25 protein-coding genes are annotated in these 26856 nt (G+C 48.8%); 12 read left to right on the forward strand and 13 right to left on the reverse strand.

Translation table 11 applies throughout. The annotated features are described in order from the left end of the window. Positions 1-76 precede the first annotated feature (76 nt). Positions 77-1147: a colicin M resistance lipid reductase CbrA gene (gene cbrA / locus D9738_RS21130; RefSeq protein WP_130261107.1), complete on the forward strand. Its 1071-nt coding sequence runs from the start codon at positions 77-79 to the stop codon at positions 1145-1147. Between the two features lie 2 nt (positions 1148-1149). Here cbrA and D9738_RS21135 read toward each other — a convergent pair whose 3' ends face one another. The 7 genes from D9738_RS21135 to dgoR all read right to left on the reverse strand — a co-directional run bounded on the left by D9738_RS21135 (position 1150) and on the right by dgoR (position 8092). After that, positions 1150-2430, reverse strand: a complete 1281-nt coding sequence (locus D9738_RS21135; protein ID WP_130261108.1) for a TRAP transporter large permease subunit — start codon at positions 2428-2430, stop codon at positions 1150-1152. Between the two features lie 177 nt (positions 2431-2607). After that, a complete protein-coding gene (locus D9738_RS21140; RefSeq protein WP_130261109.1) occupies positions 2608-3114 on the reverse strand; it encodes a TRAP transporter small permease in 507 nt (168 codons plus the stop codon). Between the two features lie 89 nt (positions 3115-3203). Then, a complete protein-coding gene (locus D9738_RS21145) occupies positions 3204-4223 on the reverse strand; it encodes a TRAP transporter substrate-binding protein (RefSeq protein WP_130261110.1) in 1020 nt (339 codons plus the stop codon). A gap of 64 nt (positions 4224-4287) precedes the next feature. Beyond that, a complete protein-coding gene (gene idnO, locus D9738_RS21150) occupies positions 4288-5055 on the reverse strand; it encodes a gluconate 5-dehydrogenase (protein WP_130261111.1) in 768 nt (255 codons plus the stop codon). A 10-nt stretch (positions 5056-5065) separates the two neighbouring features. Then, complete coding sequence (locus D9738_RS21155; RefSeq protein ID WP_130261112.1) at positions 5066-6121, reverse strand: alcohol dehydrogenase catalytic domain-containing protein; 1056 nt, start codon at positions 6119-6121, stop codon at positions 5066-5068. 57 nt (positions 6122-6178) lie between these two features. Beyond that, complete coding sequence (dgoD, locus tag D9738_RS21160; protein WP_130261113.1) at positions 6179-7327, reverse strand: galactonate dehydratase; 1149 nt, start codon at positions 7325-7327, stop codon at positions 6179-6181. A 75-nt stretch (positions 7328-7402) separates the two neighbouring features. Further along, positions 7403-8092: a D-galactonate utilization transcriptional regulator DgoR gene (dgoR, locus tag D9738_RS21165; protein ID WP_130261114.1), complete on the reverse strand. Its 690-nt coding sequence runs from the start codon at positions 8090-8092 to the stop codon at positions 7403-7405. A gap of 277 nt (positions 8093-8369) precedes the next feature. On the opposite strand from dgoR, the gene D9738_RS21170 reads away from it, so the two are divergent. Continuing rightward, on the forward strand, positions 8370-9026 hold the full coding sequence (locus tag D9738_RS21170; RefSeq protein WP_130261134.1) for a hypothetical protein: 657 nt from the start codon (positions 8370-8372) through the stop codon (positions 9024-9026). Positions 9027-9069: 43 nt separating this feature from the next. On the opposite strand, the gene yidA is transcribed toward D9738_RS21170, so the two are convergent. The 6 genes from yidA to dnaA form a co-directional block, all read right to left on the reverse strand. Beyond that, positions 9070-9882, reverse strand: a complete 813-nt coding sequence (gene yidA, locus D9738_RS21175) for a sugar-phosphatase (RefSeq protein ID WP_130206794.1) — start codon at positions 9880-9882, stop codon at positions 9070-9072. Between the two features lie 114 nt (positions 9883-9996). Beyond that, complete coding sequence (locus D9738_RS21180) at positions 9997-10395, reverse strand: YidB family protein (RefSeq protein ID WP_205712815.1); 399 nt, start codon at positions 10393-10395, stop codon at positions 9997-9999. Between the two features lie 239 nt (positions 10396-10634). After that, complete coding sequence (gene gyrB, locus D9738_RS21185; protein WP_130206798.1) at positions 10635-13049, reverse strand: DNA topoisomerase (ATP-hydrolyzing) subunit B; 2415 nt, start codon at positions 13047-13049, stop codon at positions 10635-10637. A gap of 28 nt (positions 13050-13077) precedes the next feature. Continuing rightward, on the reverse strand, positions 13078-14151 hold the full coding sequence (recF, locus tag D9738_RS21190) for a DNA replication/repair protein RecF (RefSeq protein ID WP_130261115.1): 1074 nt from the start codon (positions 14149-14151) through the stop codon (positions 13078-13080). Next, positions 14151-15251 carry a DNA polymerase III subunit beta gene (dnaN, locus tag D9738_RS21195; RefSeq protein ID WP_000673464.1) on the reverse strand — a complete coding sequence of 367 codons (1101 nt, stop codon included), beginning with the start codon at positions 15249-15251 and terminating at the stop codon, positions 14151-14153. Before dnaN ends, recF begins: the two co-directional genes overlap by 1 nt. A gap of 4 nt (positions 15252-15255) precedes the next feature. Further along, a complete protein-coding gene (dnaA, locus tag D9738_RS21200) occupies positions 15256-16656 on the reverse strand; it encodes a chromosomal replication initiator protein DnaA (protein ID WP_000059100.1) in 1401 nt (466 codons plus the stop codon). Positions 16657-17262: 606 nt separating this feature from the next. Between dnaA and rpmH the strand changes: the two genes are divergently transcribed. From rpmH to yidZ, 10 genes are all read left to right on the forward strand, one after another. Then, complete coding sequence (gene rpmH, locus D9738_RS21210; RefSeq protein WP_000831330.1) at positions 17263-17403, forward strand: 50S ribosomal protein L34; 141 nt, start codon at positions 17263-17265, stop codon at positions 17401-17403. Between the two features lie 16 nt (positions 17404-17419). Further along, positions 17420-17779 carry a ribonuclease P protein component gene (gene rnpA / locus D9738_RS21215; protein WP_000239730.1) on the forward strand — a complete coding sequence of 120 codons (360 nt, stop codon included), beginning with the start codon at positions 17420-17422 and terminating at the stop codon, positions 17777-17779. Continuing rightward, the gene (gene yidD / locus D9738_RS21220) at positions 17743-18000 is read left to right on the forward strand and encodes a membrane protein insertion efficiency factor YidD (RefSeq protein WP_001307474.1); all 258 of its coding nucleotides are present in this window, start codon (positions 17743-17745) and stop codon (positions 17998-18000) included. Before rnpA ends, yidD begins: the two co-directional genes overlap by 37 nt. A 2-nt stretch (positions 18001-18002) precedes the next feature. Beyond that, the gene (gene yidC / locus D9738_RS21225; RefSeq protein WP_064525945.1) at positions 18003-19649 is read left to right on the forward strand and encodes a membrane protein insertase YidC; all 1647 of its coding nucleotides are present in this window, start codon (positions 18003-18005) and stop codon (positions 19647-19649) included. A gap of 105 nt (positions 19650-19754) precedes the next feature. Beyond that, positions 19755-21119: a tRNA uridine-5-carboxymethylaminomethyl(34) synthesis GTPase MnmE gene (gene mnmE / locus D9738_RS21230; protein ID WP_001282361.1), complete on the forward strand. Its 1365-nt coding sequence runs from the start codon at positions 19755-19757 to the stop codon at positions 21117-21119. Positions 21120-21362: 243 nt separating this feature from the next. Next, positions 21363-21437 carry a tryptophanase leader peptide gene (tnaC, locus tag D9738_RS21235; protein WP_001364348.1) on the forward strand — a complete coding sequence of 25 codons (75 nt, stop codon included), beginning with the start codon at positions 21363-21365 and terminating at the stop codon, positions 21435-21437. Positions 21438-21659: 222 nt separating this feature from the next. Beyond that, positions 21660-23075, forward strand: coding sequence for a tryptophanase (gene tnaA, locus D9738_RS21240; RefSeq protein ID WP_130206804.1), 1416 nt, complete (start codon positions 21660-21662; stop codon positions 23073-23075). Positions 23076-23166: 91 nt separating this feature from the next. Continuing rightward, entirely contained in the window at positions 23167-24414 is a 1248-nt protein-coding gene (gene tnaB, locus D9738_RS21245) for a low affinity tryptophan permease TnaB (protein ID WP_130261116.1), read from the forward strand. A 307-nt stretch (positions 24415-24721) separates the two neighbouring features. Continuing rightward, positions 24722-25897, forward strand: coding sequence for a multidrug efflux MFS transporter MdtL (mdtL, locus tag D9738_RS21250; protein ID WP_130261117.1), 1176 nt, complete (start codon positions 24722-24724; stop codon positions 25895-25897). Continuing rightward, a complete protein-coding gene (yidZ, locus tag D9738_RS21255) occupies positions 25872-26831 on the forward strand; it encodes an HTH-type transcriptional regulator YidZ (protein WP_130261118.1) in 960 nt (319 codons plus the stop codon). Before mdtL ends, yidZ begins: the two co-directional genes overlap by 26 nt. The last annotated feature ends 25 nt before the right edge of the window (positions 26832-26856 follow it).

Below are 26856 nucleotides of genomic sequence, written 5' to 3' on the forward strand. Positions count from 1 at the left end.
TCCCGCCATCATACTTCACAAGGACTTCACTTTCAGACATTAGTCTTTTGCCATCGTGATGAATGTGAGTGAAAAGATGGAACATTTTGACGTGGCGATTATTGGCCTCGGCCCGGCAGGGTCGGCGTTGGCGCGAAAGTTAGCAGGCAAAATGCAGGTGATCGCGCTGGATAAAAAGCACCAGCATGGTACAGAAGGTTTCAGCAAACCTTGTGGCGGTCTGCTGGCACCGGACGCGCAGCGATCTTTTATTCGCGATGGACTGACGCTTCCTGTCGATGTGATCGCCAACCCGCAGATTTTCAGCGTCAAAACCGTCGACGTCGCCGCATCGCTCACGCGTAACTACCAGCGAAGCTATATCAATATTAATCGCCACGCTTTCGACTTGTGGATGAAATCGCTGATCCCCGCCAGCGTTGAGGTTTATCACGATAGCCTGTGCCGGAAAATCTGGCGTGAGGATGACAAATGGCATGTCATTTTTCGTGCAGACGGCTGGGAGCAGCATATTGCTGCCCGCTATCTGGTCGGTGCCGATGGTGCCAACTCGATGGTGCGGCGACATCTCTACCCGGACCATCAAATTCGTAAATATGTCGCTATCCAGCAGTGGTTCGCAGAGAAACATCCGGTGCCGTTCTACTCCTGCATCTTTGATAATGCAATAACTGACTGTTACTCATGGAGTATCAGCAAAGACGGTTATTTTATCTTTGGCGGTGCCTATCCGATGAAAGACGGTCAGACACGTTTCACGGCGCTGAAAGAGAAAATGAGCGCCTTTCAGTTCCAGTTTGGTAAGGCGGTGAAAAGCGAAAAATGCACGGTGCTGTTTCCCTCACGCTGGCAGGATTTTGTCTGCGGTAAGGACAACGCCTTTCTGATTGGTGAAGCGGCGGGATTTATCAGCGCCAGCTCGCTGGAGGGGATTAGCTATGCGCTGGATAGTGCAGACATTCTGCGTTCGGTGTTACTGAAGCAGCCGGAGAAGAGCAACGCCGCCTACTGGCGCGCCACCCGCAAACTGCGTTTAAAACTCTTCGGCAAGATAGTCAAAAGCCGATGCCTGACCGCACCGGCTTTAAGAAAGTGGATTATGCGCAGTGGTGTGGCGCATATTCCGTCTAATTTGAATAATGGATAAAATCACATCATCCATTTTAGTGGCATTAAGACGATATCAGGGAACAATACCAGTAAAAACATCACTGCAGCTTCTGCCAGTAAAAAAGGTAAAACACCTTTTATTAATTTCTCAATCGGTATTTTACCAACACCACTAACAACATTGAGAATTGAACCAACTGGCGGTGTTAATAATCCAATTGACACGTTCATGATAAATAACACCCCGAAATATACGGGATCAATATGTGCCATTTTCAATACTGGCATTAAAATGGGTGTTAGCACCAGAACAGTTGGTGTTAAATCCATAGCAGAACCAATCGCCAGAATCAGCAACATTAGGGTGAATGTGAGTAGTATTCGATTGTCCATTACCGGCTCAAGAATCTCTATCAATTGAAGAGGAATATTGGCCGCCGTAATAAGCCAGGCTGAGAGAGATGCTGCACAAACAAGGAACATAACAATCGATGTTGTTTTTGCTGCATTTAAAAATAAGGCGTAGAGATCTTTGATTGTGATCTCACGATAAATGACCATTCCAACAAATAAGGAGTACGCTGCCGCTATTATTGCTGCCTCAGTTGGAGAAAAAACTCCCAAGCGTAATCCACCGATGATAATAACAGGTAATAATAATGCCCAAAATCCTTTAGCAATAATACGCCACCTTTTTTTCATCGGAACTCTGGCGGCAGGCTCTACATTTTCATTTTTAACCCCAAAAAATTTCCAGGTTAACACTAATGCAACCGCCATTAAGATACCAGGGACAATTCCTGCCATAAAAAGTTTTGTAATAGAAACCTGCCCACTTACACCATACAAAATCATAGGTATTGATGGTGGAACAATAGTCGCAATAATACCACTACAACCAATTAATCCACCTGAGCGATTTGTGTTATAACCAGATGATTTCATCAGGGGTAATAGCATTGCTGTCAATGCTGCCGTATCTGCAACTGCTGACCCTGATAATGCGCCCATGATTAAGCCGGTAAAAATAACAACATATCCTAATCCACCACGAATATGACCAACACAAGCACTGGCTATTTCAATAATTCTCCGAGTTATTCCTCCATGGTTCATAAACTCGCCAGCTAACATAAAAAAGGGTACAGCCAGTAACGGGAAACTATTGGCACCATCCCACATATTTTGCATAACAATTTGTGGGTCGGTAAAGCCGAGCCAGTACATTAGAATAATACCACAGGCCATTAACGCAAATGCAATAGGTAATCCGAGTGCTATCAAACTCAGCAGAGAACCGACAAATATCAAAATAGTCATATTATTCTCTCACATGATATAATTTTCATCCCGGTGAATTTACATTCCGATAAAGCGACAGATACAAGTGCGCAGATTAATTTACCGATGCAAATTATTAGGGTGAATAAAATTTGCCAACATACATATAACATTAAGTGTCGTTGGCGCAAGTTGCTCATAATTATTAAAAACACGTTATAGACTTACATCTATATCTTTTTCTGTTAATTTTCCAGAAAAAAATTGCATCAGATTACCAGCAGCATTAAACAGCATGGCAAGACCTGAAATATAGCTAACGCCATAGACAAAAATCATACTAATCATCATTACTGGAGATAAATTAAAAAACAATATCTCATGCTGCAGTAACGTACTGTAGAACATATATCCAGCACAGATTATTATTATTATCTGACAAATGACCCAACACGTCATTTTTCCCAAAAGAGATAACCTTGCAGTAATGATGTTTACATTGATATGTGTTTTTTCTCTCAATGCAATTACGGCACCAATAAATGTCATCCAGACAAAAAGAAAACGGGGCAATTCCTCAGCAATATCAATAGAATCATTAAAAATGAAACGCATCATGACATTTATAAAAATAAGAAGAAACATCACAACCATACAAGCAACAAGAATAAAATCCATAAAGGCATAAAAAAAATTATTGAGTTTTTTTAGCACTGATAACATAAATCCTCCATGAATATCATTAACTTATTCAGCAATGAAATATATACACCCAGGTAATTTCGTCAGAAAATTACCTGGATATCGGATCGTTAATGATTTTTTTGTGCCCGAGCTTTCTCAACTTCAGCGTAAAACTCTTTAACAAAGGTTTCTCCAACCATTGGAGTATATTTTGCCACTACCGGTTTTACTGCTATACGCAACTTATCTACTTCCTCCGGTGGTAGTGTTACAACCTGAACGCCCGCGTCAGTTAATTTCTTGACAACATCTTTATCAGCTTCACTCATAATATTACGATGAAATTGTTGTACTTCTTTCGCAGATTTTTCAATAACCTGTTGATCTACAGGAGATAATTTATCCCAGAATTTCTTTGAAACTATGATAATACTTGAAGTATAAACGTGATTAGTAATGGTGACGTATTTCTGTACTTCTTGCATTTTATTTGCGTACATATGGATAAGCGGGTTTTCCTGACCATCAATCACCCCCGTTTCAAGAGCAGTGAAGACTTCGGCGAAATCCATAGGCAACGCATTAATCCCCATTGCTTTAAACGTCTCAAGGGCGACCTGGTTTTGCATAACGCGAATTTTCAGTCCCTTCATATCTTCGACTTTATTAATAGGTCGTTTATTATTTGATACTTGCCGGAAACCGGTTTCTACCCATGCAAGGCCAACTAATCCCAACGGTTCAAGAAGTTTGAACAGCCTTTGCCCCATAGCGCCCTGGAAAACATAGTCAACTTCATCCATATCATTAAAAACAAAAGGGAAATCAAAAATTTGAAGTTCTTTAACTCGACCAGAGATTGGGGCTAAAGAACCATAATAAATTTCCTGTGTTCCGGCCTGAGTCGCACGCAGCATTTTTTCATCGCCACCAAGCACACCACCGGAATAAACCTGAATATTAACTCGACCATCCGTTCCTTTTTTAACCAACTCTGCAAACCTTTCCACCGTTCTGGATTGCGGATGCTCATTTGGCATTGAATGCCCCATTTTAGCTACAAATTCTGCAGCCCACGATGTACTGGAAAAACTGGAAACTAACAGGCAAGAACAAGCAATAGCTTTAATACTTTGCATAAAATTCATTAGATACTCTCCTTTAGATATCGTTAACTTCCTCTAATTACATCTGAGTAATCTCAGTACATCGTCAAACAACAGCCAACATTCCACCATCAACAAAAATCATATGACCATTAACAAAATTTGACGCATCCGCTGCCAGAAATACTGCTGCGCCAATGAGTTCATCTGGTTTACCCCAACGCCCTGCAGGTGTTCTTTGACATAACCACTGAGTAAATTCATGATTATTCACCAGCGCCTTATTCATTTCAGTATCAAAATATCCCGGCGCAATACCATTAACCTGAATGTTATATTTAGCCAGCTCAGCACACATCCCTCTGGTAAGCATTTTTACCGCACCTTTCGATGCTGCATATGGGATAATGGTTGCTCGTCCTAATTCACTTTGCATCGAACAGATATTTATTATCTTCCCTGATTTACGTTGTATCATATATCTGGCAACGTATTTAGAAAGCATAAAAACAGCTTTTTGATTTACATTAATTATGCTATCCCAATCTGACTCAGGGAACTCTATAAATGGGTGGCGACGCTGAATTCCGGCATTATTAATAAGAATATCAACAGGACCGATTTCATCCTCTATACGTGCTATCTCAGTTTCTATTTGCGAAAAATTCGTCACATCAAAGGGAAAGGAATGAGCAGAAATCCCCATAGAGCATAACTCTAATGCCGTTTTTTCAGCTTTTTCAGCACTGCAATCATTAATAATAATTTCTGCGCCACGCTTACCAAGCCCCTTCGCCAGTAGATAACCGATTCCTTGCGCTGAACCAGTAATCAATGCTCTTTTTCCTGTCAGGTCAAAAATATCCTTTTCCATTTTCGTATCCTTAATTAAAGATAATCTGGACTTTTGCAGAGCGTGTTTTATCAGCAGCTAATCTGATTGCCTCATGAATCTGTAATGCCGGTAATTCAGCTGATATTAACGGGGAGGGATCAATACGCCCAGTTTCAAGCCAACGTACAGCGTTATTAAACTCACTACAAAAACGAAAAGTACCCTTAAGCGTTAACTCCTTTGCAACAATTTGCATTACCGGAACACCTGGCAATCCCCGACTATTACCTACCTGTACAATAATACCTGTTGGTTTAGTGACATGAATAACGCCCTGTAGTGCAGACTCCACACCTGATGCCTCAAAGGAAATATCAAAGAAACCTTTATTATTCAGATATGGCGACAACAATTCCTCATCAACAGGGTTAATTACTTCATCTGCCCCCATAGTACTGGCCAGACCGCAACTCTTTTCACTTACATCAAATGCAGTAACAGAAAGTGCGCCGCACGCTTTAGCTGCTGCAATAATGAGACATCCGATGGGGCCGGCCCCACTTACTAATATATTTTTCCCCACAAGACTTCCGGCTTGATTAATCGCATGTAAAGCAACCGCAAGAGGTTCAGCAAAAACCATAACCTTGTCAGAGCAGTTACAATCATAGGGTACACAGCGCATAGGAGCCACAGATAAATAGTCAGCAAAGCCCCCATGAATATGGGGAGTGCGCATTGCACTTCCAAAGAAAAGCATATCTGTACAGTGATTACCTTTACCTTCCAGGCAATAATTACAGTGACCACAAGATAGAGACGGATTAATTGCTACCTTTTGTCCAACCATCAAGGTTTGTGATTCACCAGAATCAATTACCGTACCAATAATCTCATGACCTAATAACATCGGGTGCTGTAATTTTATATCACCAACACCACCATGATAAAAATAATGAATATCTGAACCGCAAATTCCGCCACGGTTAATTTTAATAGCAACATGACCTTTTTCAATTGATGTTATTTTTTGTTCAACAACCAGATCCTGTTCACCTTTGATATAACATGCCAGTCCAGTAAATGTTTTTTCCTGATAAGACATAAACCATTCCTTAGTGATATATTCATATTAATTATATTATTAATATGGTTTAGAATATTACCATTCGGCAACACTACCATCGTTATGACGCCACAATGGATTACGCCAGTCTGGGGCATTTTTACTAAAGTTAATGACTTTTTCTTCGTCAATGTCCACACCAAGCCCTGGTTTGGTTAGCAACTTAAAATAACCGCCAACCATATTAAAATCCTCTTTGTTTTTCACAAAATCGAGTAATTCCGCGCCTTTATTGTAGTGAATCCCCATACTCTGCTCCTGAAATACTGCATTCCAGGAGACAAAATCGATATGCAGGCAGGCTGCCAGTGCAATGGGTCCCAGAGGACAATGTGGCGCAATCATTACGTCATAGGCTTCCGCCATACTGGCAATTTTGTAGCACTCGGAAATACCACCGGCGTGGGACAGGTCTGGTTGCAGAATAGAAATACCACCTGCTTCCAGAACGCGTTTGAAATCGAAACGCGAGAACATACGTTCCCCTGCAGCAATCGGAATATGCGTTGCCGCTGCCAGTTTGGGATAATACTCGGCTTGTTCTGCCAGAACAGGTTCTTCAATAAACAGTGGGCGATACGGTTCCAGTTCTTTGATCAACACTTTCGCCATCGGTGCGCTAACGCGACCATGAAAATCAAGACCAAATTCAATTTCATTGCCAAATGCTTCATGGATTTGCGCTACGGTGTTCACCGCGGCATCAATCGCACGGGAATTATCAACCTGCGCCAGTTCTTCACAGCCATTCAGTTTGAAGGTATCAAAGCCAATCTCACGCAGAGTCTGGATACCGGAGATAACATCTGCCGGACGATCGCCGCCTACCCAGCTATAGGCTTTAATTTTGTCACGAACCGGGCCACCTAAAAGTTGTGAAACCGGGGCGTTCAGTACCTTACCTTTAATATCCCACAGCGCCTGGTCAATTCCGGCGATGGCACTCATTAAAATGGGGCCACCGCGATAAAATCCGCCGCGGTACATCACTTGCCATAAATCGTTGAGGCGGGATGGATCCTGACCTATCAGATAATCACTCAGTTCATGTACCGCCGCTTCAACCGTGCGGGCACGGCCTTCAATGACCGGTTCCCCCCAACCTACTACCCCTTCGTCTGTTTCAACTTTGAGGAACATCCAGCGGGGAGGTAAACGATATGTGGTGATATTAGTTATTTTCATTGCACTGCCTCTCAATACACCGTGATAAATAACGCGGCAAGGACGCGCCCTGGTTAGAGGCAGTGCAACACGCTATTACGTAATCTCTTTCAGCCTGCGTGTCGAACTGGCAATCATGCTGAGTGCTGCCTGCTCTGCCGCATCGCCGTCCTGATGCCGTATCGCATCGAATAACACTTTATGTTCCAGGAGAGTTTGTGGCATGTTGGCCTCATCCCCTCGCCAGGTTCGTTCAAAAACCGCTCGCTGCAACGAACTGATCGCAATGCTAAGTTGCTGTAACACCGGGTTATGCACCGACTGCAACACCGCCTCGTGATAGCGAATATCCGCTTCGTTAAACGCCTCGCGATCCTGATTGTTGGCAATCATCTCGTTCAGCGCGGACTCAATCTGCGCCAGATCGCTGGAGGTCGCGCGTTCCGCCGCCCAGCGGGCAATCGCCGGTTCCACCAGATTTCGCACTTCGCTCATTGCACTGATAAGCCGTGGGTCGTAGTCGTTTTCCAGCACCCATTGCAGTACGTCAGTGTCGAGGTAATTCCACTGGTTACGCGCTGTCACAAACGCCCCGCGATAACGTTTCATTTCAATCAGCCGCTTCGCCATCAGCGAACGGAACACTTCACGGATGATGTTGCGCGAGGTTGCAAACTCCTCACAGAGTTCCGCCTCGGCCGGAAGCGGTGAGCCAGGCACGTATTTGCCGTGAACGATCTGTTTACCCAGTGTAATGACGATGCGATCGGTTTTATTGAGAGTCATGGAGAGTCCTTGTGCTCTGTATGTTCTTCTCTACTTTACCCCGATCGATGCATAACGCGGCAACTTTGTAGTACCAGCGTGATGACATTCGAGTTTGCCGTGTGTGTAATGTAGTACAGGTTAATATTGTTGTACTACAATTTAGATCACAAAAAGAACAACGGATAAGAAAATGTCCTGCCTCAGGCAGAAATCTGAAAAGGGATATCAGTCGCTAAACAGGAGGGAAATAAGAGTATGCTTTCAACGGCTTAGCAACTCGTTTAAAGGATTAATTATGAAGTTGAATTTTAAGGGATTTTTTAAGGCTGCCGGTTTGTGTTCTTTGGCATTCGCGTTGACCGGATGTCTAACAGCAGGACTGCTTTTCAATACCGCAAGCCCTCCACATGCCGAACAATGGCGGTCAGACTCAATTAAGGGTTTATCGCTGGCAGAGGATAGTAATGGTACGAAAGGCTATGTTTTTGTAGGAGAATCGCTGGACTACCTGTTGACCAACGGCGGCGATGAGGTGGTTAAAATGCTGAACGATCCGGCAATTCATGGCGCAAGAATCACCGTTTCCGATAATGCGAAATTTATTTTAAGCAGCGGTCATAAGAATTTTTCTGGTGCTATTACGCTCTATTACGACTGGAACGGTGAGGAAGATAAAGCACTGGCGACACAATATGGTTTTATTTGTGATACCCGGCGTTGTACATGGATGCTGGACAGCCTGAAAGGCTCTATCCACCAGAAAAATAAAAAAGCAGATTACTCAAATATGATGGTTTTCCACCAACCCTTTACGGTGGGATTTTATGCGTACAAAACAACAGATGGAGTTCCGCGCGGCCTCGCTAATGCTCTGCTGCCAGTCACTCTTACTCTGGATATAGTAACGTCACCACTTCAGTTCCTGATTTTATGCACGACCAGAAATTGTTAATCGTAGCGGGCAAACGCGTTTATGCAGTTTGCCCGTCCACTGATTAATTCAGCACATACTTTTCAATAGCAAACGCCACGCCATCTTCAAGGTTGGATTTGGTGACAAAGTTCGCCACTTCCTTCACCGAAGGAATAGCGTTATCCATCGCCACACCGACGCCTGCATATTCAATCATTGCGATGTCGTTTTCCTGATCGCCAATCGCCATGATTTCTTCCGGTTTAATACCTAACACGTCGGCCAATGATTTCACACCCGTACCTTTGTTAACGCGTTTATCGAGGATTTCGAGGAAGTACGGCGCACTTTTCAGCACGGTATATTTCTCTTTCACTTCCTGCGGAATACGCGCAATGGCCTGGTCGAGGATGGCGGGTTCATCAATCATCATCACTTTCAGGAGCTGTATATTGGGGTCCATTTTTTCCGCTTCGCAGAATACCAGCGGAATGGTAGCCACAAATGATTCATGCACCGTGTAATAGCTGATATCACGGTTAGCGGTGTACAGCGTGGTGCGGTCCAGCGCGTGGAAATGGGAACCGACTTCGCGAGAGAGTTTTTCCAGGAAACGGTAGTCGTCATAGCTGAGAGCGGTTTGCGCTACGGTGCTGCCATCAGCAGCCTTCTGTACCAGCGCGCCGTTGTAAGTAATGCAGTAGTCGCCTGGCTGTTCCATGTGCAGTTCTTTCAGGTAGTTGTGAACGCCTGCATAAGGGCGGCCCGTCGTTAGCACAACATTCACGCCACGGGCGCGAGCTGCGGCAATCGCATTTTTAACGGCGGGTGAAATGGTGTGATCGGGCAGCAGAAGGGTGCCATCCATATCGATAGCAATGAGTTTGATAGCCATGAGTTCCCCAGGTAGATTGATTCCTGACCCATGCTAACGCGATTGCGCTCAAAAATCAGTACAACACCCGAGGGAAAAGGGGGATGCAACGCGCGTTGCGTGTCCCCCTTTTGCTTAGCTGAAAAGTTTTCCTTTTAGCAACTCCATGCCTGCGGAAAGCAGATCGTTATTGGCTTGCGGCGAAACTTCGCCCTGCGGCGATAGAGCATCAATAATCTTCGGTAATTGTTCCGCCAGCATGTTGGAAGCAGCACTGGTATCAACACCGAGTTTTTGTCCAAGATCGGACACCGCATTTGTGCCAAGTGCCGATTCCAGTTGTTCGCCGCTCACCGGTTGATTGCTTTGTTGATTACTCAACCAGGTTGTGAGAATGGCACCTAAGCCGCCACTTTGCAGTTTTTCCAGCAGTACCTGAACGCCGCCCTGCTCCTCGACCCAACTTAAAATCGCCTGATATTTCCCCGCATCGCCTTTCAAAAAGGCACCTACAACTTCATCAAAAAGCCCCATGATAATCACCTGTAAAGCGTTACGTGTTGACTCAAAAAGTATAGTTCTGCGGGATGATAATTGCGGATTACAGAAATAAAAAGGGCGGAGATGATCTCCGCCCTTTTCTTATAGCTTCTTGCCGGAGAAGGCGTTAACGCCTTCTCCGGCCTACAAAATCATGAAAATTCAATATATTGCATGAGTCTTGTAGGCCTGATAAGCGTAGCGCATCAGGCACGCTCGCATTGTTAACGCCATTAAATATCGATATTCGCCGCTTTCAGTGCGTTCTCTTCGATAAATGCACGACGCGGTTCAACGGCGTCGCCCATCAGCGTGGTGAACAGCTGGTCGGCGGCAATCGCATCCTTAACGGTAACGCGCAGCATACGACGGCTTTCCGGGTCCATAGTGGTTTCCCACAGCTGTTCCGGGTTCATCTCGCCCAGACCTTTATAACGCTGGATGGAGAGGCCGCGACGGGACTCTTTCACCAGCCAGTCCAGCGCCTGCTCGAAGCTGGCTACCGGCTGACGACGCTCACCACGTTCTATAAACGCATCTTCTTCCAGCAAGCCACGCAGTTTCTCGCCCAGAGTGCAGATACGACGATATTCGCCACCGGTGATGAACTCGTGATCCAGCGGGTAGTCAGTATCCACGCCGTGGGTACGCACGCGAACAATCGGCTCGAACAGGTTTTTCTCGGCATTGGTGTGGACATCAAACTTCCACTGGCTGCCGTGCTGCTCTTTGTCGTTCAGTTCGCTGACCAACGCATTCACCCAACGGGTAACGGTCTGCTCATCAGAGAGGTCGGCTTCCGTCAGCGTCGGCTGATAAATAAGCTCTTTCAGCATTGCTTTCGGATAACGACGCTCCATACGCACGATCATTTTCTGCGCCGCATTGTACTCAGACACCAGTTTTTCTAACGCTTCGCCCGCTAAAGCTGGTGCGCTGGCGTTGGTATGTAAGGAAGCACCATCCAGTGCGATGGAGATTTGGTACTGATCCATCGCTTCATCGTCTTTAATGTACTGTTCCTGCTTACCTTTCTTCACTTTGTACAGCGGCGGTTGGGCAATGTAAACGTGACCACGTTCGATGATTTCTGGCATCTGACGATAGAAGAAGGTCAACAGCAGCGTACGAATGTGCGAGCCGTCGACGTCCGCATCGGTCATGATGATGATGCTGTGATAACGCAGTTTGTCCGGGTTGTACTCGTCACGACCAATCCCGCAGCCAAGCGCGGTGATCAGCGTCGCCACTTCCTGGGAAGCTAGCATCTTATCGAAGCGGGCTTTCTCGACGTTGAGGATTTTACCTTTCAACGGCAGAATCGCCTGGTTCTTGCGGTTACGCCCCTGTTTTGCAGAGCCGCCCGCAGAGTCCCCTTCCACAAGGTACAGTTCAGAAAGCGCCGGATCGCGTTCCTGACAGTCCGCCAGTTTGCCCGGCAGGCCAGCTAAATCCAGCGCACCTTTACGACGGGTCATTTCACGAGCGCGACGCGCAGCTTCACGGGCGCGGGCAGCATCGATAATTTTGCCAACCACGATTTTCGCGTCGGTCGGATTTTCCAGCAGGTATTCCGCCAGCAGTTCGTTCATCTGCTGTTCAACCGCCGATTTCACCTCAGAAGAAACCAGTTTGTCTTTGGTCTGGGATGAGAATTTCGGGTCCGGCACTTTCACGGAAACGACCGCAATCAGGCCTTCACGCGCATCGTCACCGGTGGCGCTGACTTTGGCTTTTTTGCTGTAGCCTTCTTTGTCCATGTAGGCGTTCAGAGTACGGGTCATCGCCGCACGGAAGCCTGCCAGGTGAGTACCGCCGTCACGCTGCGGAATGTTGTTGGTAAAGCAGTAGATGTTTTCCTGGAAGCCATCGTTCCACTGCAGCGCCACTTCAACGCCGATACCGTCTTTTTCGGTTGAGAAATAGAAGATATTTGGGTGGATCGGCGTTTTGTTCTTGTTCAGATACTCAACGAACGCCTTGATACCGCCTTCATAGTGGAAGTGGTCTTCTTTACCATCACGCTTGTCTTTCAGACGAATGGAAACGCCGGAGTTGAGGAACGACAACTCACGCAGACGTTTCGCCAGAATTTCATATTCGAACTCGGTCACATTGGTGAAGGTTTCGAGGCTGGGCCAGAAACGCACCATCGTACCGGTTTTATCTGTGTCGCCAGTAACCGCCAGCGGAGCCTGCGGTACACCGTGTTCGTAGATCTGACGGTGAATTTTACCCTCGCGCTGGATAACCAGCTCCAGTTTTTGCGACAGGGCGTTTACTACCGAAACACCAACGCCGTGCAGACCGCCGGACACTTTATAGGAGTTATCGTCAAATTTACCGCCTGCGTGCAGGACGGTCATGATCACTTCCGCCGCCGATACGCCCTCTTCCGGGTGAATACCGGTCGGAATACCGCGCCCGTCGTCCTGTACAGAGACAGAGTTATCGGCGTGAATGGTGACGATAATTTCTTTACAGTGACCCGCGAGCGCTTCGTCGATAGCGTTATCTACCACCTCGAATACCATGTGGTGCAGACCGGTGCCGTCATCCGTGTCGCCGATATACATACCCGGGCGCTTACGCACCGCATCCAGCCCTTTCAGGACTTTGATACTGGAGGAGTCATAAGAATTCGACATCAACGTTTCTCGCTCATTTATACTTGGGTTAATCCGTTATTTTACCCTTTTCCACGGTAAACATCTTCGAATTTTCGTCCGACATGTCTATAACGTGTTCAGCACTGATCGCGCTGACAAAGACCTGTGATTGCGTCGCTTTTAAGCGGCTGGCAAGCAGCCCGCGACGCTCATCATCAAGCTCAGAGGCAAAATCATCTATCAGGTAGAGACACCGCCGCCCGCTTTCACGGGTGAGGAACTCTCCTTGCGCCAGACGTAAGGCGCACATCAGCAGCTTGAGCTGCCCACGCGATAAGGTATCTTCCACCGGCGCACCGTCGGCGCGAATGCGTAAGTCCGCTTTATGCGGGCCGTGCGCGGTGTAGGTTAGCTGGCGATCGCGGTCAAAATTACGTTCCAGCACCTCAGCGTACTCTGTCTCTTTCTCCCAGCCGCGCTGAAAAGAGAAAGTCAGAGAAAACTCAGGGAGAAATTGCTTACAGGTATCAGCCATATCGGCCGCGATACCGGCGCTATACTCCGCGCGCCAGGTGCTGATTTGCTCCGCCAGCGGGATCAATTCTTTATCCCACGGGCGTAGCTGTTCGTAACGTGTCACCTGGCGCAGCGCCGCATTACGCTGCTTGAGCAACCGCTTGAGATTGCTCCAGGCGGTGAAAAATCCAGGTTCGTTGTGAAAGCATCCCCAGTCGAGGAATGCTCTTCTGTATTTGGGGCCGCCGTTGAGTAAAGTAAACCCTTCTGGCGTTATCAGTTGCATCGGCATCAGATGCGCCAGCTCCGCGACTTTATGCCCGTCAGTACCGTCGATGCGGACTTTGCTGTCGCCCTGTTTGTCTTTGGTTAAGCCAATTGCCGTCTCGCGCTCTTCGCCCTGCAAACGCCCGTGGAGCACAAACGCTTCCTGCTCATGGCGAATAACGCGACCAATCTGCAAACTGCGAAACGCCCGACCGTGGCCGAGCGTATAGATGGCTTCCAGCACGCTGGTTTTGCCACTGCCGTTGGCACCTACCAGAAAGTTAAAGCCAGGAGATAAAGCGAGATCCGCGGTTTCGATATTGCGGAAATCGCGGATCAACAAGCGGGTGAGGGACATTACAGTCTCATTGGCATGACAACATAAGCCGCGCTCTGGCTAGCCGCATCTTCAATCTGCACGCTGGAAACCGAATCGGTCAGCATCATGCGGACGTTTTCGCATTTCAGTGCGTTCAGGACATCCAGCACATAGCTGACGTTGAAGCCGATTTCCATCTCCGCACCGCTATAGGTAACGTCGAGGATCTCTTCCGCTTCTTCCTGTTCCGGGTTGTTGGCGGTGATTTTCAGCTGGTTTTCGCTGACATACAGGCGCACACCGCGGAATTTCTCGTTAGAGAGAATTGCCGCGCGAGCAAACGCCTGCTTGAGCAGATCGCAGCCTGCTTCCAGATGTTTGTCCGGGTTCTTCGGCAGAACGCGGCGGTAATCCGGGAAGCGACCATCCACCAGTTTCGAGGTGAAGATAAAGTCACCAACGTGGGCGCGAATATTGTTGCTACCAATCTGCACGCGCAGCGGATTGTCGCCGCCGTCGAGCATACGCATCAGTTCAATCACACCTTTACGCGGCACGATCACCGAATGGCTCGGCAAAGACTGACCAATTGGCATTGAACAGACCGCCAGACGGTGGCCGTCGGTCGCCACGGTGCGCAGTTCTTCACCTTCGGTTTCAAACAGCATACCGTTTAAGTAATAGCGAACGTCCTGATGCGCCATAGAAAACTGGGTCGCTTCAATCAGACGCTTCATCGTCGCCTGTGGCAGGGTAAATTCGACTTCGCTCTGCCAGTCATCGAGGTTCGGGAAATCCGCCGCAGGCAGAGTGGAAAGCGAAAAACGGCTACGCCCGGAGCGCACCAACATTCGCTCACCTTCCAGCTGCACGGCAATTTCCGCGCCTTCAGGCAGACCACGGCAGATATCAAAGAATTTGCGCGCCGGAACGGTCGTCGCCCCTGGTTCGTGCGGCTGAACCAGCGCAACGCGTGCCACCATTTCCATCTCGAGATCAGTACCGGTCAGCGACAACGTACCGTCAGCAACCTGTAACAGCAGATTACCGAGAATCGGTAGCGTAGGACGACCACCTAACGGACCGCTCACCTGTTGTAGCGGTTTTAATAAATGCTCACGTTCTACGGTAAATTTCATAGGTTTACGATGACAATGTTCTGATTAAATTAGAGAAATCTTCTTTGATATCGTGACTCTCTTCACGCAATTGCTCGATCTTACGGCAGGCATGAAGCACCGTCGTGTGGTCACGACCACCAAACGCATCGCCAATCTCCGGCAGACTGTGGTTAGTCAGCTCTTTCGCCAGCGCCATCGCCATCTGACGTGGACGCGCTACCGAGCGGGATCGACGTTTGGAAAGGAGATCCGCGACTTTGATCTTGTAGTACTCTGCCACCGTCTTCTGAATATTGTCGATGGTGACCAGTTTTTCCTGCAAAGCCAGTAAGTCGCGCAGCGCCTCACGTACGAAGTCAATCGTGATCGCCCGTCCGGTAAAGTTGGCGTTAGCAATGACGCGGTTCAGCGCCCCTTCCAGCTCACGTACGTTAGATCGTAGACGCTTGGCAATAAAGAACGCGACTTCGCCCGGCAAACGAATGTCGTTTTCGTCGGCCTTTTTCATCAGGATCGCCACGCGGGTTTCCAGCTCTGGCGGTTCGATCGCTACAGTCAGCCCCCAGCCGAAGCGAGATTTCAAACGATCCTCAACACCGTTGATCTCTTTCGGATAGCGATCCGACGTGAGGATGATCTGCTGATTACCTTCCAGCAGGGCGTTAAAGGTATGGAAAAACTCTTCCTGGGATCGTTCTTTATTGGCGAAAAACTGAATATCGTCGATCAGCAGCGCATCAACGGAACGGTAGTAGCGTTTAAACTCTTCGATCGCATTGTTTTGCAGGGCTTTTACCATGTCCTGAACAAAGCGTTCGGAGTGCATATAAACCACTTTGGCATTCGGCTTGCGCGCCATAATGCCATTACCCACCGCATGAAGCAGGTGGGTTTTACCCAGCCCCGTGCCGCCATAAAGGAACAGCGGGTTATAGGCGCCGCCCGGGTTGTCTGCCACCTGGCGAGCCGCCGCGCGCGCCAGCTGGTTAGATTTACCTTCGACGAAGTTATCAAACGTATGTTTAACGTTGACGTTGGAACGATAGGTCGGTTCTGCCGGAGCCGGAACGTTATCCCAGCCTGAGCGCGTAGAAGGCGCAGCACGTTGCGGCTGCACCTGCGCTGCCTGAGCGGGTGCAACTGTATTGCTGGCAGGGACTTTCAGCGTTTGTGTCACGGGCTTTGTGCCCACTTCAAAACGCAGCTGTGGGGCATCCGCTCCGCAGAAACTGGTTAGCAGTCCATTGATATTATTGAGGTACTTGTCCCTTACCCAATCGAGGACAAAACGGTTTGGCGCGTACAAGGCCAGCGTGTTATCGCTCAGTTCCGCCTGCAATGGGCGTATCCACATACTGAATTCTGTGGCTGGTAACTCATCCTGCAATCGGGCAAGACACTGCTGCCAAAGCGAAAGTGACACGGCGGACTCCACTCGAACAAAAGTCGATTATGACTAAGGCTGAAACATTCATGATTGTTGACGCACGTCGAAAAGACCCTGCATGAGGGTGACGCACGAACCGCTGTCTGCGGTTATATGCCCGATCAAGATCCTGCAAAACGATCGGGACCGCGGATCATAGCCTAAACTGCGCAAGAGATCTTCTGTTTCTCACAGATTTTCCCGATTTATCCACAGGGCTTTCCAGAACTCGCTAAGTGTAAACGATCCTGCCGCAAGGCGGGCACGATTTACGCCGCATATTGGAAAATTTAATGACCTTAGACAAAATTAGGCTTAATCGATCTAAGAAAGATCCTGGACGATCCTTGCGCTTTATCCGGTAGCCCGTATAATCCTCGCCCCGGCGCGCCATGCTGGTTTTCACTGGTGTGAGGCCGTACATTTTCCCAGCGAAAAGGTGCGGAAAAGCGCGGTAAATAAGGAAAGAGAATTGACTCCGGAGTGTACAATTATTACAATCCGGCCTCTTTAATCACCCATGGCTTCGGTGTCCATCGTTTCATTTTTCGGCGGATATCCAATAAAGCCATTGAATTTATTCAAGTTTAGGTAGAAATCGCCATGAAACGCACTTTTCAACCGTCTGTACTGAAGCGCAACCGTTCTCACGGCTTCCGTGCTCGTATGGCTACTAAAAATGGTCGTCAGGTTCTGGCACGTCGTCGTGCTAAAGGCCGCGCTCGTCTGACCGTTTCTAAGTAATATAGCTAACCCCTGCGTGGTTAAGCTCGCATTTCCCAGGGAGTTACGTTTGTTAACTCCCAGTCAATTCACATTCGTCTTCCAGCAGCCACAACGGGCTGGCACGCCGCAAATTACCATTCTCGGCCGCCTGAATTCGCTGGGGCATCCCCGTATCGGTCTTACTGTCGCCAAGAAAAACGTTCGACGCGCGCATGAACGCAATCGGATTAAACGTCTGACGCGTGAAAGCTTCCGTCTGCGCCAACATGAACTCCCGGCTATGGATTTCGTGGTGGTGGCGAAAAAAGGGGTTGCCGACCTCGATAACCGTGCTCTCTCGGAAGCGTTGGAAAAATTATGGCGCCGCCACTGTCGCCTGGCTCGCGGGTCCTGATAGCCCTCATTCGGGTCTATCAACGCCTGATTAGTCCGCTACTCGGGCCGCATTGTCGTTTCACTCCAACCTGTTCAAGCTACGGAATTGAGGCATTGCGCAGGTTTGGAGTGATAAAAGGCAGTTGGTTGACGGTGAAACGCGTATTAAAATGCCACCCTTTACACCCTGGTGGTGACGATCCCGTCCCGCCCGGACCATTTGATACCAGAGAACACTAACGATGGATTCGCAACGCAATCTTTTAGTCATCGCTTTGCTGTTCGTGTCTTTCATGATCTGGCAAGCTTGGGAGCAGGATAAAAACCCGCAACCTCAGGCCCAACAGACCACGCAGACAACGACCACCGCAGCGGGTAGCGCCGCCGACCAGGGCGTACCGGCCAGTGGCCAGGGGAAACTGATTTCGGTTAAGACCGACGTGCTTGATCTGACCATCAACACCCGTGGTGGTGATGTTGAACAGGCTCTGCTCCCGGCTTACCCGAAAGAGCTGAACTCTACCCAGCCGTTCCAGCTGCTGGAAACTTCACCGCAGTTTATTTATCAGGCACAGAGCGGTCTGACCGGTCGTGATGGCCCGGATAACCCGGCTAACGGCCCGCGTCCGCTGTATAACGTTGAAAAAGACGCTTATGTGCTGGCTGAAGGCCAAAACGAACTGCAGGTGCCGATGACGTATACCGACGCGGCAGGCAACACGTTTACCAAAACGTTTGTCCTGAAACGTGGTGATTACGCTGTCAACGTCAACTACAACGTGCAGAACGCTGGCGAAAAACCGCTGGAGATCTCCACCTTTGGTCAGTTGAAGCAATCCATCAATCTGCCACCGCATCTCGACACTGGAAGCAGCAACTTCGCACTGCATACCTTCCGTGGCGCAGCGTACTCCACGCCTGACGAGAAGTACGAGAAATACAAGTTCGATACCATTGCCGATAACGAAAACCTGAACATCTCTTCGAAAGGTGGTTGGGTGGCGATGCTGCAACAGTATTTCGCGACTGCGTGGATCCCGCATAACGACGGCACCAACAACTTCTACACTGCTAATCTGGGTAACGGCATCGCCGCTATCGGCTATAAATCTCAGCCGGTACTGGTTCAGCCTGGTCAGACTGGCGCGATGAACAGCACCCTGTGGGTTGGCCCAGAAATCCAGGACAAAATGGCAGCTGTTGCTCCGCACCTGGATCTGACCGTTGATTACGGTTGGTTGTGGTTCATTTCTCAGCCGCTGTTCAAACTGCTGAAATGGATCCATAGCTTTGTGGGTAACTGGGGCTTCTCCATTATCATCATCACCTTTATCGTTCGTGGCATCATGTACCCGCTGACCAAAGCGCAGTACACCTCCATGGCGAAGATGCGTATGCTGCAGCCGAAGATTCAGGCTATGCGTGAGCGTCTGGGCGATGACAAACAGCGTATCAGCCAGGAAATGATGGCGCTGTACAAAGCTGAGAAGGTTAACCCGCTGGGCGGCTGCTTCCCGCTGATTATCCAGATGCCAATCTTCCTGGCGTTGTACTACATGCTGATGGGTTCCGTTGAACTGCGTCAGGCGCCGTTTGCACTGTGGATCCATGACCTGTCTGCACAGGACCCGTACTACATCCTGCCGATCCTGATGGGCGTAACGATGTTCTTCATTCAGAAGATGTCGCCGACCACTGTGACCGACCCGATGCAGCAGAAGATCATGACCTTTATGCCGGTCATCTTCACCGTGTTCTTCCTGTGGTTCCCGTCAGGTCTGGTGCTGTACTATATCGTCAGCAACCTGGTTACCATTATTCAGCAGCAGCTGATTTACCGTGGTCTGGAAAAACGTGGCCTGCATAGCCGCGAGAAGAAAAAATCCTGATTCGGTGAGTTTTCGCTAAAATAAGGGCGGTCAGTTGACCGCCTTTTTTCTTTTCGTAGGGCGGATAAGCACCGCGCATCCGCCACACAAAGCAACAGGAACATCATGAGCGATAATGACACTATCGTAGCCCAGGCCACGCCTCCGGGACGTGGCGGCGTTGGCATCCTGCGCATCTCCGGCCTCAAAGCCCGTGAAGTTGCCGAAACCGTGCTGGGTAAACTGCCTAAGCCGCGCTACGCCGATTATCTTCCGTTTAAAGACGCCGACGGCAGCGTGCTCGATCAGGGGATTGCGCTATGGTTCCCTGGCCCGAACTCGTTCACCGGCGAAGATGTGCTGGAACTGCAGGGTCATGGCGGTCCGGTGATCCTCGACCTGCTGTTAAAACGTATTCTGACCATTCCCGGCCTGCGAATTGCCCGCCCTGGCGAGTTTTCAGAACGCGCGTTTCTTAACGATAAACTTGATTTAGCCCAGGCAGAAGCGATTGCCGATCTGATCGATGCCAGCTCGGAACAGGCAGCCCGTTCGGCGCTTAATTCGCTGCAAGGCGCGTTCTCCGCACGGGTTAATCATCTGGTAGAAGCCCTTACCCACCTGCGTATTTACGTCGAAGCGGCGATTGATTTCCCCGATGAAGAGATCGATTTCCTCTCCGACGGCAAAATTGAAGCCCAGCTCAATGACGTGATTGCCGATCTTGACGCGGTACGCGCCGAAGCTCGTCAGGGCAGCCTGTTGCGCGAAGGGATGAAAGTGGTGATTGCCGGACGTCCTAACGCCGGTAAATCGAGCCTGTTAAACGCGCTGGCGGGCCGTGAAGCGGCGATCGTAACTGATATCGCCGGAACCACGCGTGACGTGCTGCGTGAGCATATCCACATTGACGGAATGCCGCTGCATATCATCGACACCGCCGGGCTACGTGAAGCCAGTGACGAAGTGGAACGTATTGGTATCGAGCGTGCGTGGCAGGAAATTGAACAGGCCGACCGCGTGCTGTTTATGGTCGATGGCACCACGACAGACGCCGTGGATCCGGCAGAGATCTGGCCGGAATTTATCGCCCGTCTGCCTGCGAAACTACCGATCACCGTCGTGCGCAATAAAGCCGATATCACCGGCGAAACGCTGGGAATGAGCGAAGTGAACGGTCACGCGTTAATTCGTCTCTCGGCAAGAACTGGTGAAGGTGTGGACGTGCTGCGTAACCATCTCAAACAGAGCATGGGCTTTGACACCAACATGGAAGGCGGCTTCCTGGCGCGTCGTCGCCACCTACAGGCACTGGAACAGGCAGCGGAGCATTTGCAGCAAGGTAAAGCACAGCTGTTGGGCGCATGGGCGGGCGAATTGCTGGCGGAAGAGCTGCGCCTGGCGCAGCAGAACTTGAGCGAGATTACCGGGGAGTTTACCTCTGACGACCTACTGGGGCGGATTTTCTCCAGCTTCTGTATCGGTAAGTAACCGCACTTACGAAGCCGCATCTGGTAGTCAGGATGCGGCTTTGTTTTCCTGTTTGCATTCTTTTTATTAATCAATTCATCTTATAAACATTAAAATTTTAATGCCGCGTATTTTTCTGAAAAAAAACATTTAATAATGCATCTCGAACGATTGTGATTCGATTCACATTTAATAAACTTAGGAATAGATATAAAAATCTTAATGTAATAGTGTAGCAACATGTCTTTCGAGGATAAGTGCATTATGAATATCTTACATATATGTGTGACCTCAAAGTGGTTCAATATTGACAACAAGATTGTCGATCACCGCCCTTAATTTGCCCTTCTGTAGCCATCACCAGAGCCAAACCAATTAGATTCAATGTGATCTATTAGTTTGCCATGCCTTAATTTTACCTTTTAGACAAGCCATTATTGTTTTATCTATTTGCTCGTCTAAATAAATGTACTCGTATACATAATTATGGTGAATTAATGGTTATTGCAGACGCAATATTCACAGGGGTCACTGTAATTAAAATAAATGAAGGATTATGCAATGGAAAACTTTAAACATCTCCCTGAACCGTTCCGCATTCGTGTTATTGAGCCAGTAAAACGTACGACTCGCGCTTACCGTGAAGAAGCGATTATTAAATCTGGTATGAATCCGTTCCTGCTGGATAGCGAAGATGTGTTTATCGATTTACTGACCGACAGCGGCACCGGGGCGGTAACGCAGAGTATGCAGGCTGCGATGATGCGCGGCGACGAAGCCTACAGTGGCAGCCGCAGCTACTATGCGTTAGCCGAGTCAGTAAAAAATATCTTTGGTTATCAATATACTATTCCGACCCACCAGGGCCGTGGCGCAGAGCAAATCTATATTCCAGTACTGATTAAAAAACGCGAGCAGGAAAAAGGTCTGGATCGCAGCAAAATGGTGGCGTTCTCTAACTATTTCTTCGATACCACTCAGGGCCATAGCCAGATTAACGGCTGTACCGTGCGTAACGTCTATATCAAAGAAGCCTTCGATACTGGCGTACGTTACGACTTTAAAGGCAACTTTGACCTCGAAGGATTAGAACGCGGTATTGAAGAAGTTGGCCCGAATAACGTGCCGTATATCGTTGCGACCATTACCAGCAACTCCGCAGGCGGCCAGCCGGTTTCACTGGCAAATATGAAAGCGATGTACAGCATTGCGAAGAAATACGATATTCCGGTGGTAATGGACTCCGCACGCTTTGCCGAAAACGCCTATTTCATCAAACAGCGTGAAGCGGAATATAAAGACTGGACTATCGAGCAGATCACTCGCGAAACCTATAAATATGCCGATATGCTGGCGATGTCCGCCAAGAAAGATGCGATGGTGCCGATGGGCGGCCTGCTGTGCGTGAAAGACGACAGCTTCTTCGATGTCTACACCGAATGCAGAACGCTGTGCGTAGTGCAGGAAGGCTTCCCGACTTATGGTGGTCTGGAAGGCGGTGCGATGGAGCGTCTGGCGGTGGGGCTGTATGACGGCATGAACCATGACTGGCTGGCTTATCGTATTGCGCAGGTGCAGTATCTGGTCGATGGTCTGGAAGAGATTGGCGTAGTATGCCAGCAGGCGGGCGGTCATGCGGCGTTCGTTGATGCCGGTAAACTGTTGCCACATATCCCGGCAGATCAATTCCCGGCACAGGCACTGGCGTGCGAGCTGTATAAAGTTGCCGGTATCCGTGCGGTAGAAATTGGTTCCTTCCTGTTAGGTCGCGATCCGAAAACCGGTAAACAACTGCCTTGCCCGGCAGAACTGCTGCGTTTAACCATTCCACGCGCAACATATACCCAAACACATATGGACTTCATTATTGAAGCCTTCAAACATGTGAAAGAGAACGCGACAAATATTAAAGGATTAACCTTTACCTACGAACCAAAAGTATTGCGTCACTTCACCGCAAAACTGAAAGAAGTTTAATTAACACTACAGAGTGGCTATAAGGATGTTAGCCACTCTATTTCCCCTACATCCTCAATAACAAAAATAGCCTTCCTCTAAAGGTGGCATCATGACTGATCAATCAGAAAAAAAGCACTCTGCATTTTGGGGTGTTATGGTTATAGCCGGTACAGTAATTGGCGGTGGGATGTTTGCTTTACCTGTTGACCTTGCCGGTGCCTGGTTTTTTTGGGGCGCTTTTATTCTTATTATCGCCTGGTTTTCAATGTTACATTCAGGGCTATTATTATTAGAAGCAAACTTAAATTATCCCGTCGGCTCCAGTTTTAACACCATCACCAAAGATTTAATTGGCAACACCTGGAACATTATTAGCGGTATTACCGTTGCCTTCGTTCTCTATATTCTCACTTATGCTTATATCTCTGCTAACGGCGCAATCATTAGCGAAACGATATCGATGAATTTGGGTTATCACGCTAATCCACGCATTGTCGGGATCTGTACGGCCATTTTCGTTGCCAGCGTATTGTGGATAAGCTCTTTAGCCGCCAGTCGTATTACCTCGTTGTTCCTCGGGCTGAAGATTATCTCCTTTGTGATCGTGTTTGGTTCTTTCTTCTTCCAGGTCGATTATTCCATTCTGCGCGATTCCACCAGCACGACGGCGGGGACGTCTTACTTCCCGTATATCTTTATGGCTTTGCCGGTGTGTCTGGCGTCATTTGGTTTCCACGGCAATATTCCCAGTCTGATTATTTGCTATGGCAAAAAGAAAGATAAACTAATCAAAAGCGTGGTTTTCGGCTCGCTGCTGGCACTGGTGATTTATCTCTTCTGGCTTTATTGCACGATGGGGAATATCTCGCGAGAAAGTTTTAAAGCGATCATCTCCTCGGGCGGCAACGTTGATTCACTGGTAAAAACGTTCCTCGGCACCAAACAGCATGGCATTATCGAATTTTGCCTGCTGGTGTTCTCCAATTTAGCTGTCGCCAGTTCGTTTTTTGGCGTCACGCTTGGGCTGTTCGATTACCTGGCGGATCTGTTTAAGATTGATAACTCCCACGGCGGACGTTTCAAAACCGTGCTGTTAACCTTCCTGCCACCCGCTTTGTTGTATCTCGTCTTCCCGAATGGCTTTATTTACGGGATTGGCGGTGCCGGACTGTGCGCCACCATCTGGGCGGTCATTATCCCTGCGGTACTGGCAATCAAAGCTCGCAAGAAGTTTCCCAATCAGATATTCACGGTCTGGGGCGGCAATCTTATTCCGGCGATTGTCATTATCTTTGGTATCACCGTGATTTTGTGCTGGTTCGGCAACGTCTTTAACGTGTTACCTAAATTTGGCTAAGCCCTTAAAGAAGCCAGCGGTCATTCGCTGGCTTAAGACTGATGGCAAACGTAAAATTGCCTGATGCGCTACGCTTATCAGGCCTACCTTATCTCTGTAATGTTTTGAATTTGCGTATTTTCGTAGGCCGGATAGGGCGTCCACGCCGCATCCGGCATGAATAAAGTGCACTTTATCAACAACCTGAAGCCAGCCATCCACGGGGTTCTTGCCTGAAAGGAAATCTCTTTTGTCCAAATGGCAACTCGCCTGATTCTCCTTCACCACGTATGCTTTGCGTCACCTTCCCGTCAGGACGCTTTATCCCATGTCCCGCTTTTTAATTTGTAGTTTTGCCCTGGTTTTACTCTATCCCGCAGGTATTGATATGTACCTGGTCGGCTTACCGCGCATCGCCGCCGATCTCAATGCCAGCGAAGCGCAGTTGCATATTGCGTTCTCCGTTTACCTTGCGGGGATGGCAGCAGCAATGTTATTTGCCGGTAAAGTGGCCGACCGTTCAGGGAGAAAACCTGTCGCCATCCCCGGAGCGGCGCTATTTATTATCGCCTCTGTGCTCTGTTCACTGGCTGAAACCAGTGCGTTATTTCTTGCAGGACGCTTTCTGCAGGGACTCGGCGCGGGCTGTTGTTACGTAGTGGCATTCGCGATTTTACGCGACACGCTGGACGATCGACGTCGGGCAAAAGTGCTGTCATTACTCAACGGCATTACCTGCATCATTCCGGTGTTAGCGCCAGTGCTTGGCCACCTGATTATGCTTAAGTACCCGTGGCAGAGCCTGTTCTGGGTAATGGCGCTGATGGGTGTCGCGGTACTCATGTTGTCATTGTTTATTTTAAAAGAAACCCGCCCTGCGGCACCTGCCGCTTCGGGCAAAACACGAGAAAATACCGAGTCGTTGCTTAACCGCTTTTTCCTCAGCCGAGTGCTTATCACCACCCTCAGCGTCTCAGTCATCCTTACCTTCGTGAATACGTCGCCAGTATTGCTGATGGAAATCATGGGCTTTGCGCGCGGAGAATACGCCACCATTATGGCGTTGACCGCTGGCGTCAGCATGACCGTTTCATTTTCTACGCCATTTGCGCTGGGAATTTTTAAGCCACGTACGTTGATGATCACCTCGCAGGTGTTATTTCTGGCGGCGGGAATCATCCTTGCGGTTTCGCCTTCCCATGCAGTTTCGCTGTTTGGCATCACGTTGATTTGCGCTGGTTTTTCGGTGGGATTCGGCGTGGCAATGAGTCAGGCATTAGGGCCGTTTTCATTACGCGCGGGCGTAGCCAGTTCGACATTAGGGATTGCACAGGTTTGCGGTTCATCACTGTGGATTTGGCTAGCGGCGGTAGTCGGCGTAGGCGCATGGAATATGCTGATCGGGATTCTGATTGCCTGTAGCATAGTGAGCCTGTTGCTGATTATGCTCGTCGCGCCTGGACGCCCCGTTACCGCTCATGAAGAAATCCATCACCACACTTGATTTGAATTTGCTGCTCTGCCTGCAACTGCTGATGCAGGAGCGCAGCGTGACCAAAGCGGCGAAACGGATGAACGTGACGCCTTCGGCGGTGAGCAAATCTCTGGCAAAGCTTCGGATATGGTTTGATGACCTGCTCTTTGTGAACTCACCGCTGGGCCTGACGCCAACGCCGCTGATGGTCAGCATGGAGCAAAATCTGGCGGAGTGGATGCAAATGAGCAATCTGCTGCTGGATAAACCGCACCACCAAACGCCACGTGGTCTGAAGTTTGAGCTGGCAGCAGAATCGCCGCTGATGATGATTATGTTTAATGCGCTGTCGAAACATATTTACCAGCGTTACCCACAGGCGACGATTAAACTGCGCAACTGGGATTATGACTCGTTGGATGCAATTATTCGTGGCGAAGTGGATATCGGCTTTACCGGACGAGAAAGCCACCCCCGCTCGCGAGAACAGCTTAGTCTTCTGCCGTTGTCTATTGATTATGACGTATTATTTACAGACTTACCGTGCGTCTGGTTGCGCAAAGATCATCCGGCGCTGCGTGAAGAATGGGATCTGGATACTTTTTTACGTTATCCACATATCAGCATTTGCTGGGAACTGAGCGATACCTGGGCGCTGGACAATGTGTTGCAGGAATCAGGACGCGAACGCACGATTGCCATGAGTCTGCCGGAATTCGAGCTGTCACTATTTATGGCGGCGCAGCCCGACAATCTGCTACTGGCGACCGCACCGCGCTACTGTCAGTACTACAACCAACTCCACCAGCTTCCACTGGTTGCACTCCCTCTCCCGTTTGACGAAATCCAGCAAAAAAAGCTGGAAGTGCCGTTTACTCTGCTGTGGCACAAACGGAACAGCCATAACCCGAAGATCGTCTGGTTACGGGAAACCATTAAAAATCTTTACGCCTCGATGGCATAATTAAATCGTATAAAATGCGACCACA

It is taken from the genome of Escherichia sp. E10V5 (assembly GCF_004212315.1).
In the GTDB taxonomy this organism is placed as follows: domain Bacteria; phylum Pseudomonadota; class Gammaproteobacteria; order Enterobacterales; family Enterobacteriaceae; genus Escherichia.

Excerpts from the sequence above, each read along its gene's own strand:
- cbrA (WP_130261107.1), top strand. The coding sequence starts at position 77 with ATGGAACATTTTGACGTGGCGATTATTGGCCTCGGCCCGGCAGGGTCG.
- D9738_RS21135 (WP_130261108.1), bottom strand. The coding sequence starts at position 2,430 with ATGACTATTTTGATATTTGTCGGTTCTCTGCTGAGTTTGATAGCACTC.
- D9738_RS21140 (WP_130261109.1), bottom strand. The coding sequence starts at position 3,114 with ATGTTATCAGTGCTAAAAAAACTCAATAATTTTTTTTATGCCTTTATG.
- D9738_RS21145 (WP_130261110.1), bottom strand. The coding sequence starts at position 4,223 with ATGAATTTTATGCAAAGTATTAAAGCTATTGCTTGTTCTTGCCTGTTA.
- idnO (WP_130261111.1), bottom strand. The coding sequence starts at position 5,055 with ATGGAAAAGGATATTTTTGACCTGACAGGAAAAAGAGCATTGATTACT.
- D9738_RS21155 (WP_130261112.1), bottom strand. The coding sequence starts at position 6,121 with ATGTCTTATCAGGAAAAAACATTTACTGGACTGGCATGTTATATCAAA.
- dgoD (WP_130261113.1), bottom strand. The coding sequence starts at position 7,327 with ATGAAAATAACTAATATCACCACATATCGTTTACCTCCCCGCTGGATG.
- dgoR (WP_130261114.1), bottom strand. The coding sequence starts at position 8,092 with ATGACTCTCAATAAAACCGATCGCATCGTCATTACACTGGGTAAACAG.
- D9738_RS21170 (WP_130261134.1), top strand. The coding sequence starts at position 8,370 with ATGAAGTTGAATTTTAAGGGATTTTTTAAGGCTGCCGGTTTGTGTTCT.
- yidA (WP_130206794.1), bottom strand. The coding sequence starts at position 9,882 with ATGGCTATCAAACTCATTGCTATCGATATGGATGGCACCCTTCTGCTG.
- D9738_RS21180 (WP_205712815.1), bottom strand. The coding sequence starts at position 10,395 with ATGGGGCTTTTTGATGAAGTTGTAGGTGCCTTTTTGAAAGGCGATGCG.
- gyrB (WP_130206798.1), bottom strand. The coding sequence starts at position 13,049 with ATGTCGAATTCTTATGACTCCTCCAGTATCAAAGTCCTGAAAGGGCTG.
- recF (WP_130261115.1), bottom strand. The coding sequence starts at position 14,151 with ATGTCCCTCACCCGCTTGTTGATCCGCGATTTCCGCAATATCGAAACC.
- dnaN (WP_000673464.1), bottom strand. The coding sequence starts at position 15,251 with ATGAAATTTACCGTAGAACGTGAGCATTTATTAAAACCGCTACAACAG.
- rpmH (WP_000831330.1), top strand. The coding sequence starts at position 17,263 with ATGAAACGCACTTTTCAACCGTCTGTACTGAAGCGCAACCGTTCTCAC.
- yidD (WP_001307474.1), top strand. The coding sequence starts at position 17,743 with ATGGCGCCGCCACTGTCGCCTGGCTCGCGGGTCCTGATAGCCCTCATT.
- yidC (WP_064525945.1), top strand. The coding sequence starts at position 18,003 with ATGGATTCGCAACGCAATCTTTTAGTCATCGCTTTGCTGTTCGTGTCT.
- mnmE (WP_001282361.1), top strand. The coding sequence starts at position 19,755 with ATGAGCGATAATGACACTATCGTAGCCCAGGCCACGCCTCCGGGACGT.
- tnaA (WP_130206804.1), top strand. The coding sequence starts at position 21,660 with ATGGAAAACTTTAAACATCTCCCTGAACCGTTCCGCATTCGTGTTATT.
- tnaB (WP_130261116.1), top strand. The coding sequence starts at position 23,167 with ATGACTGATCAATCAGAAAAAAAGCACTCTGCATTTTGGGGTGTTATG.
- mdtL (WP_130261117.1), top strand. The coding sequence starts at position 24,722 with ATGTCCCGCTTTTTAATTTGTAGTTTTGCCCTGGTTTTACTCTATCCC.
- yidZ (WP_130261118.1), top strand. The coding sequence starts at position 25,872 with ATGAAGAAATCCATCACCACACTTGATTTGAATTTGCTGCTCTGCCTG.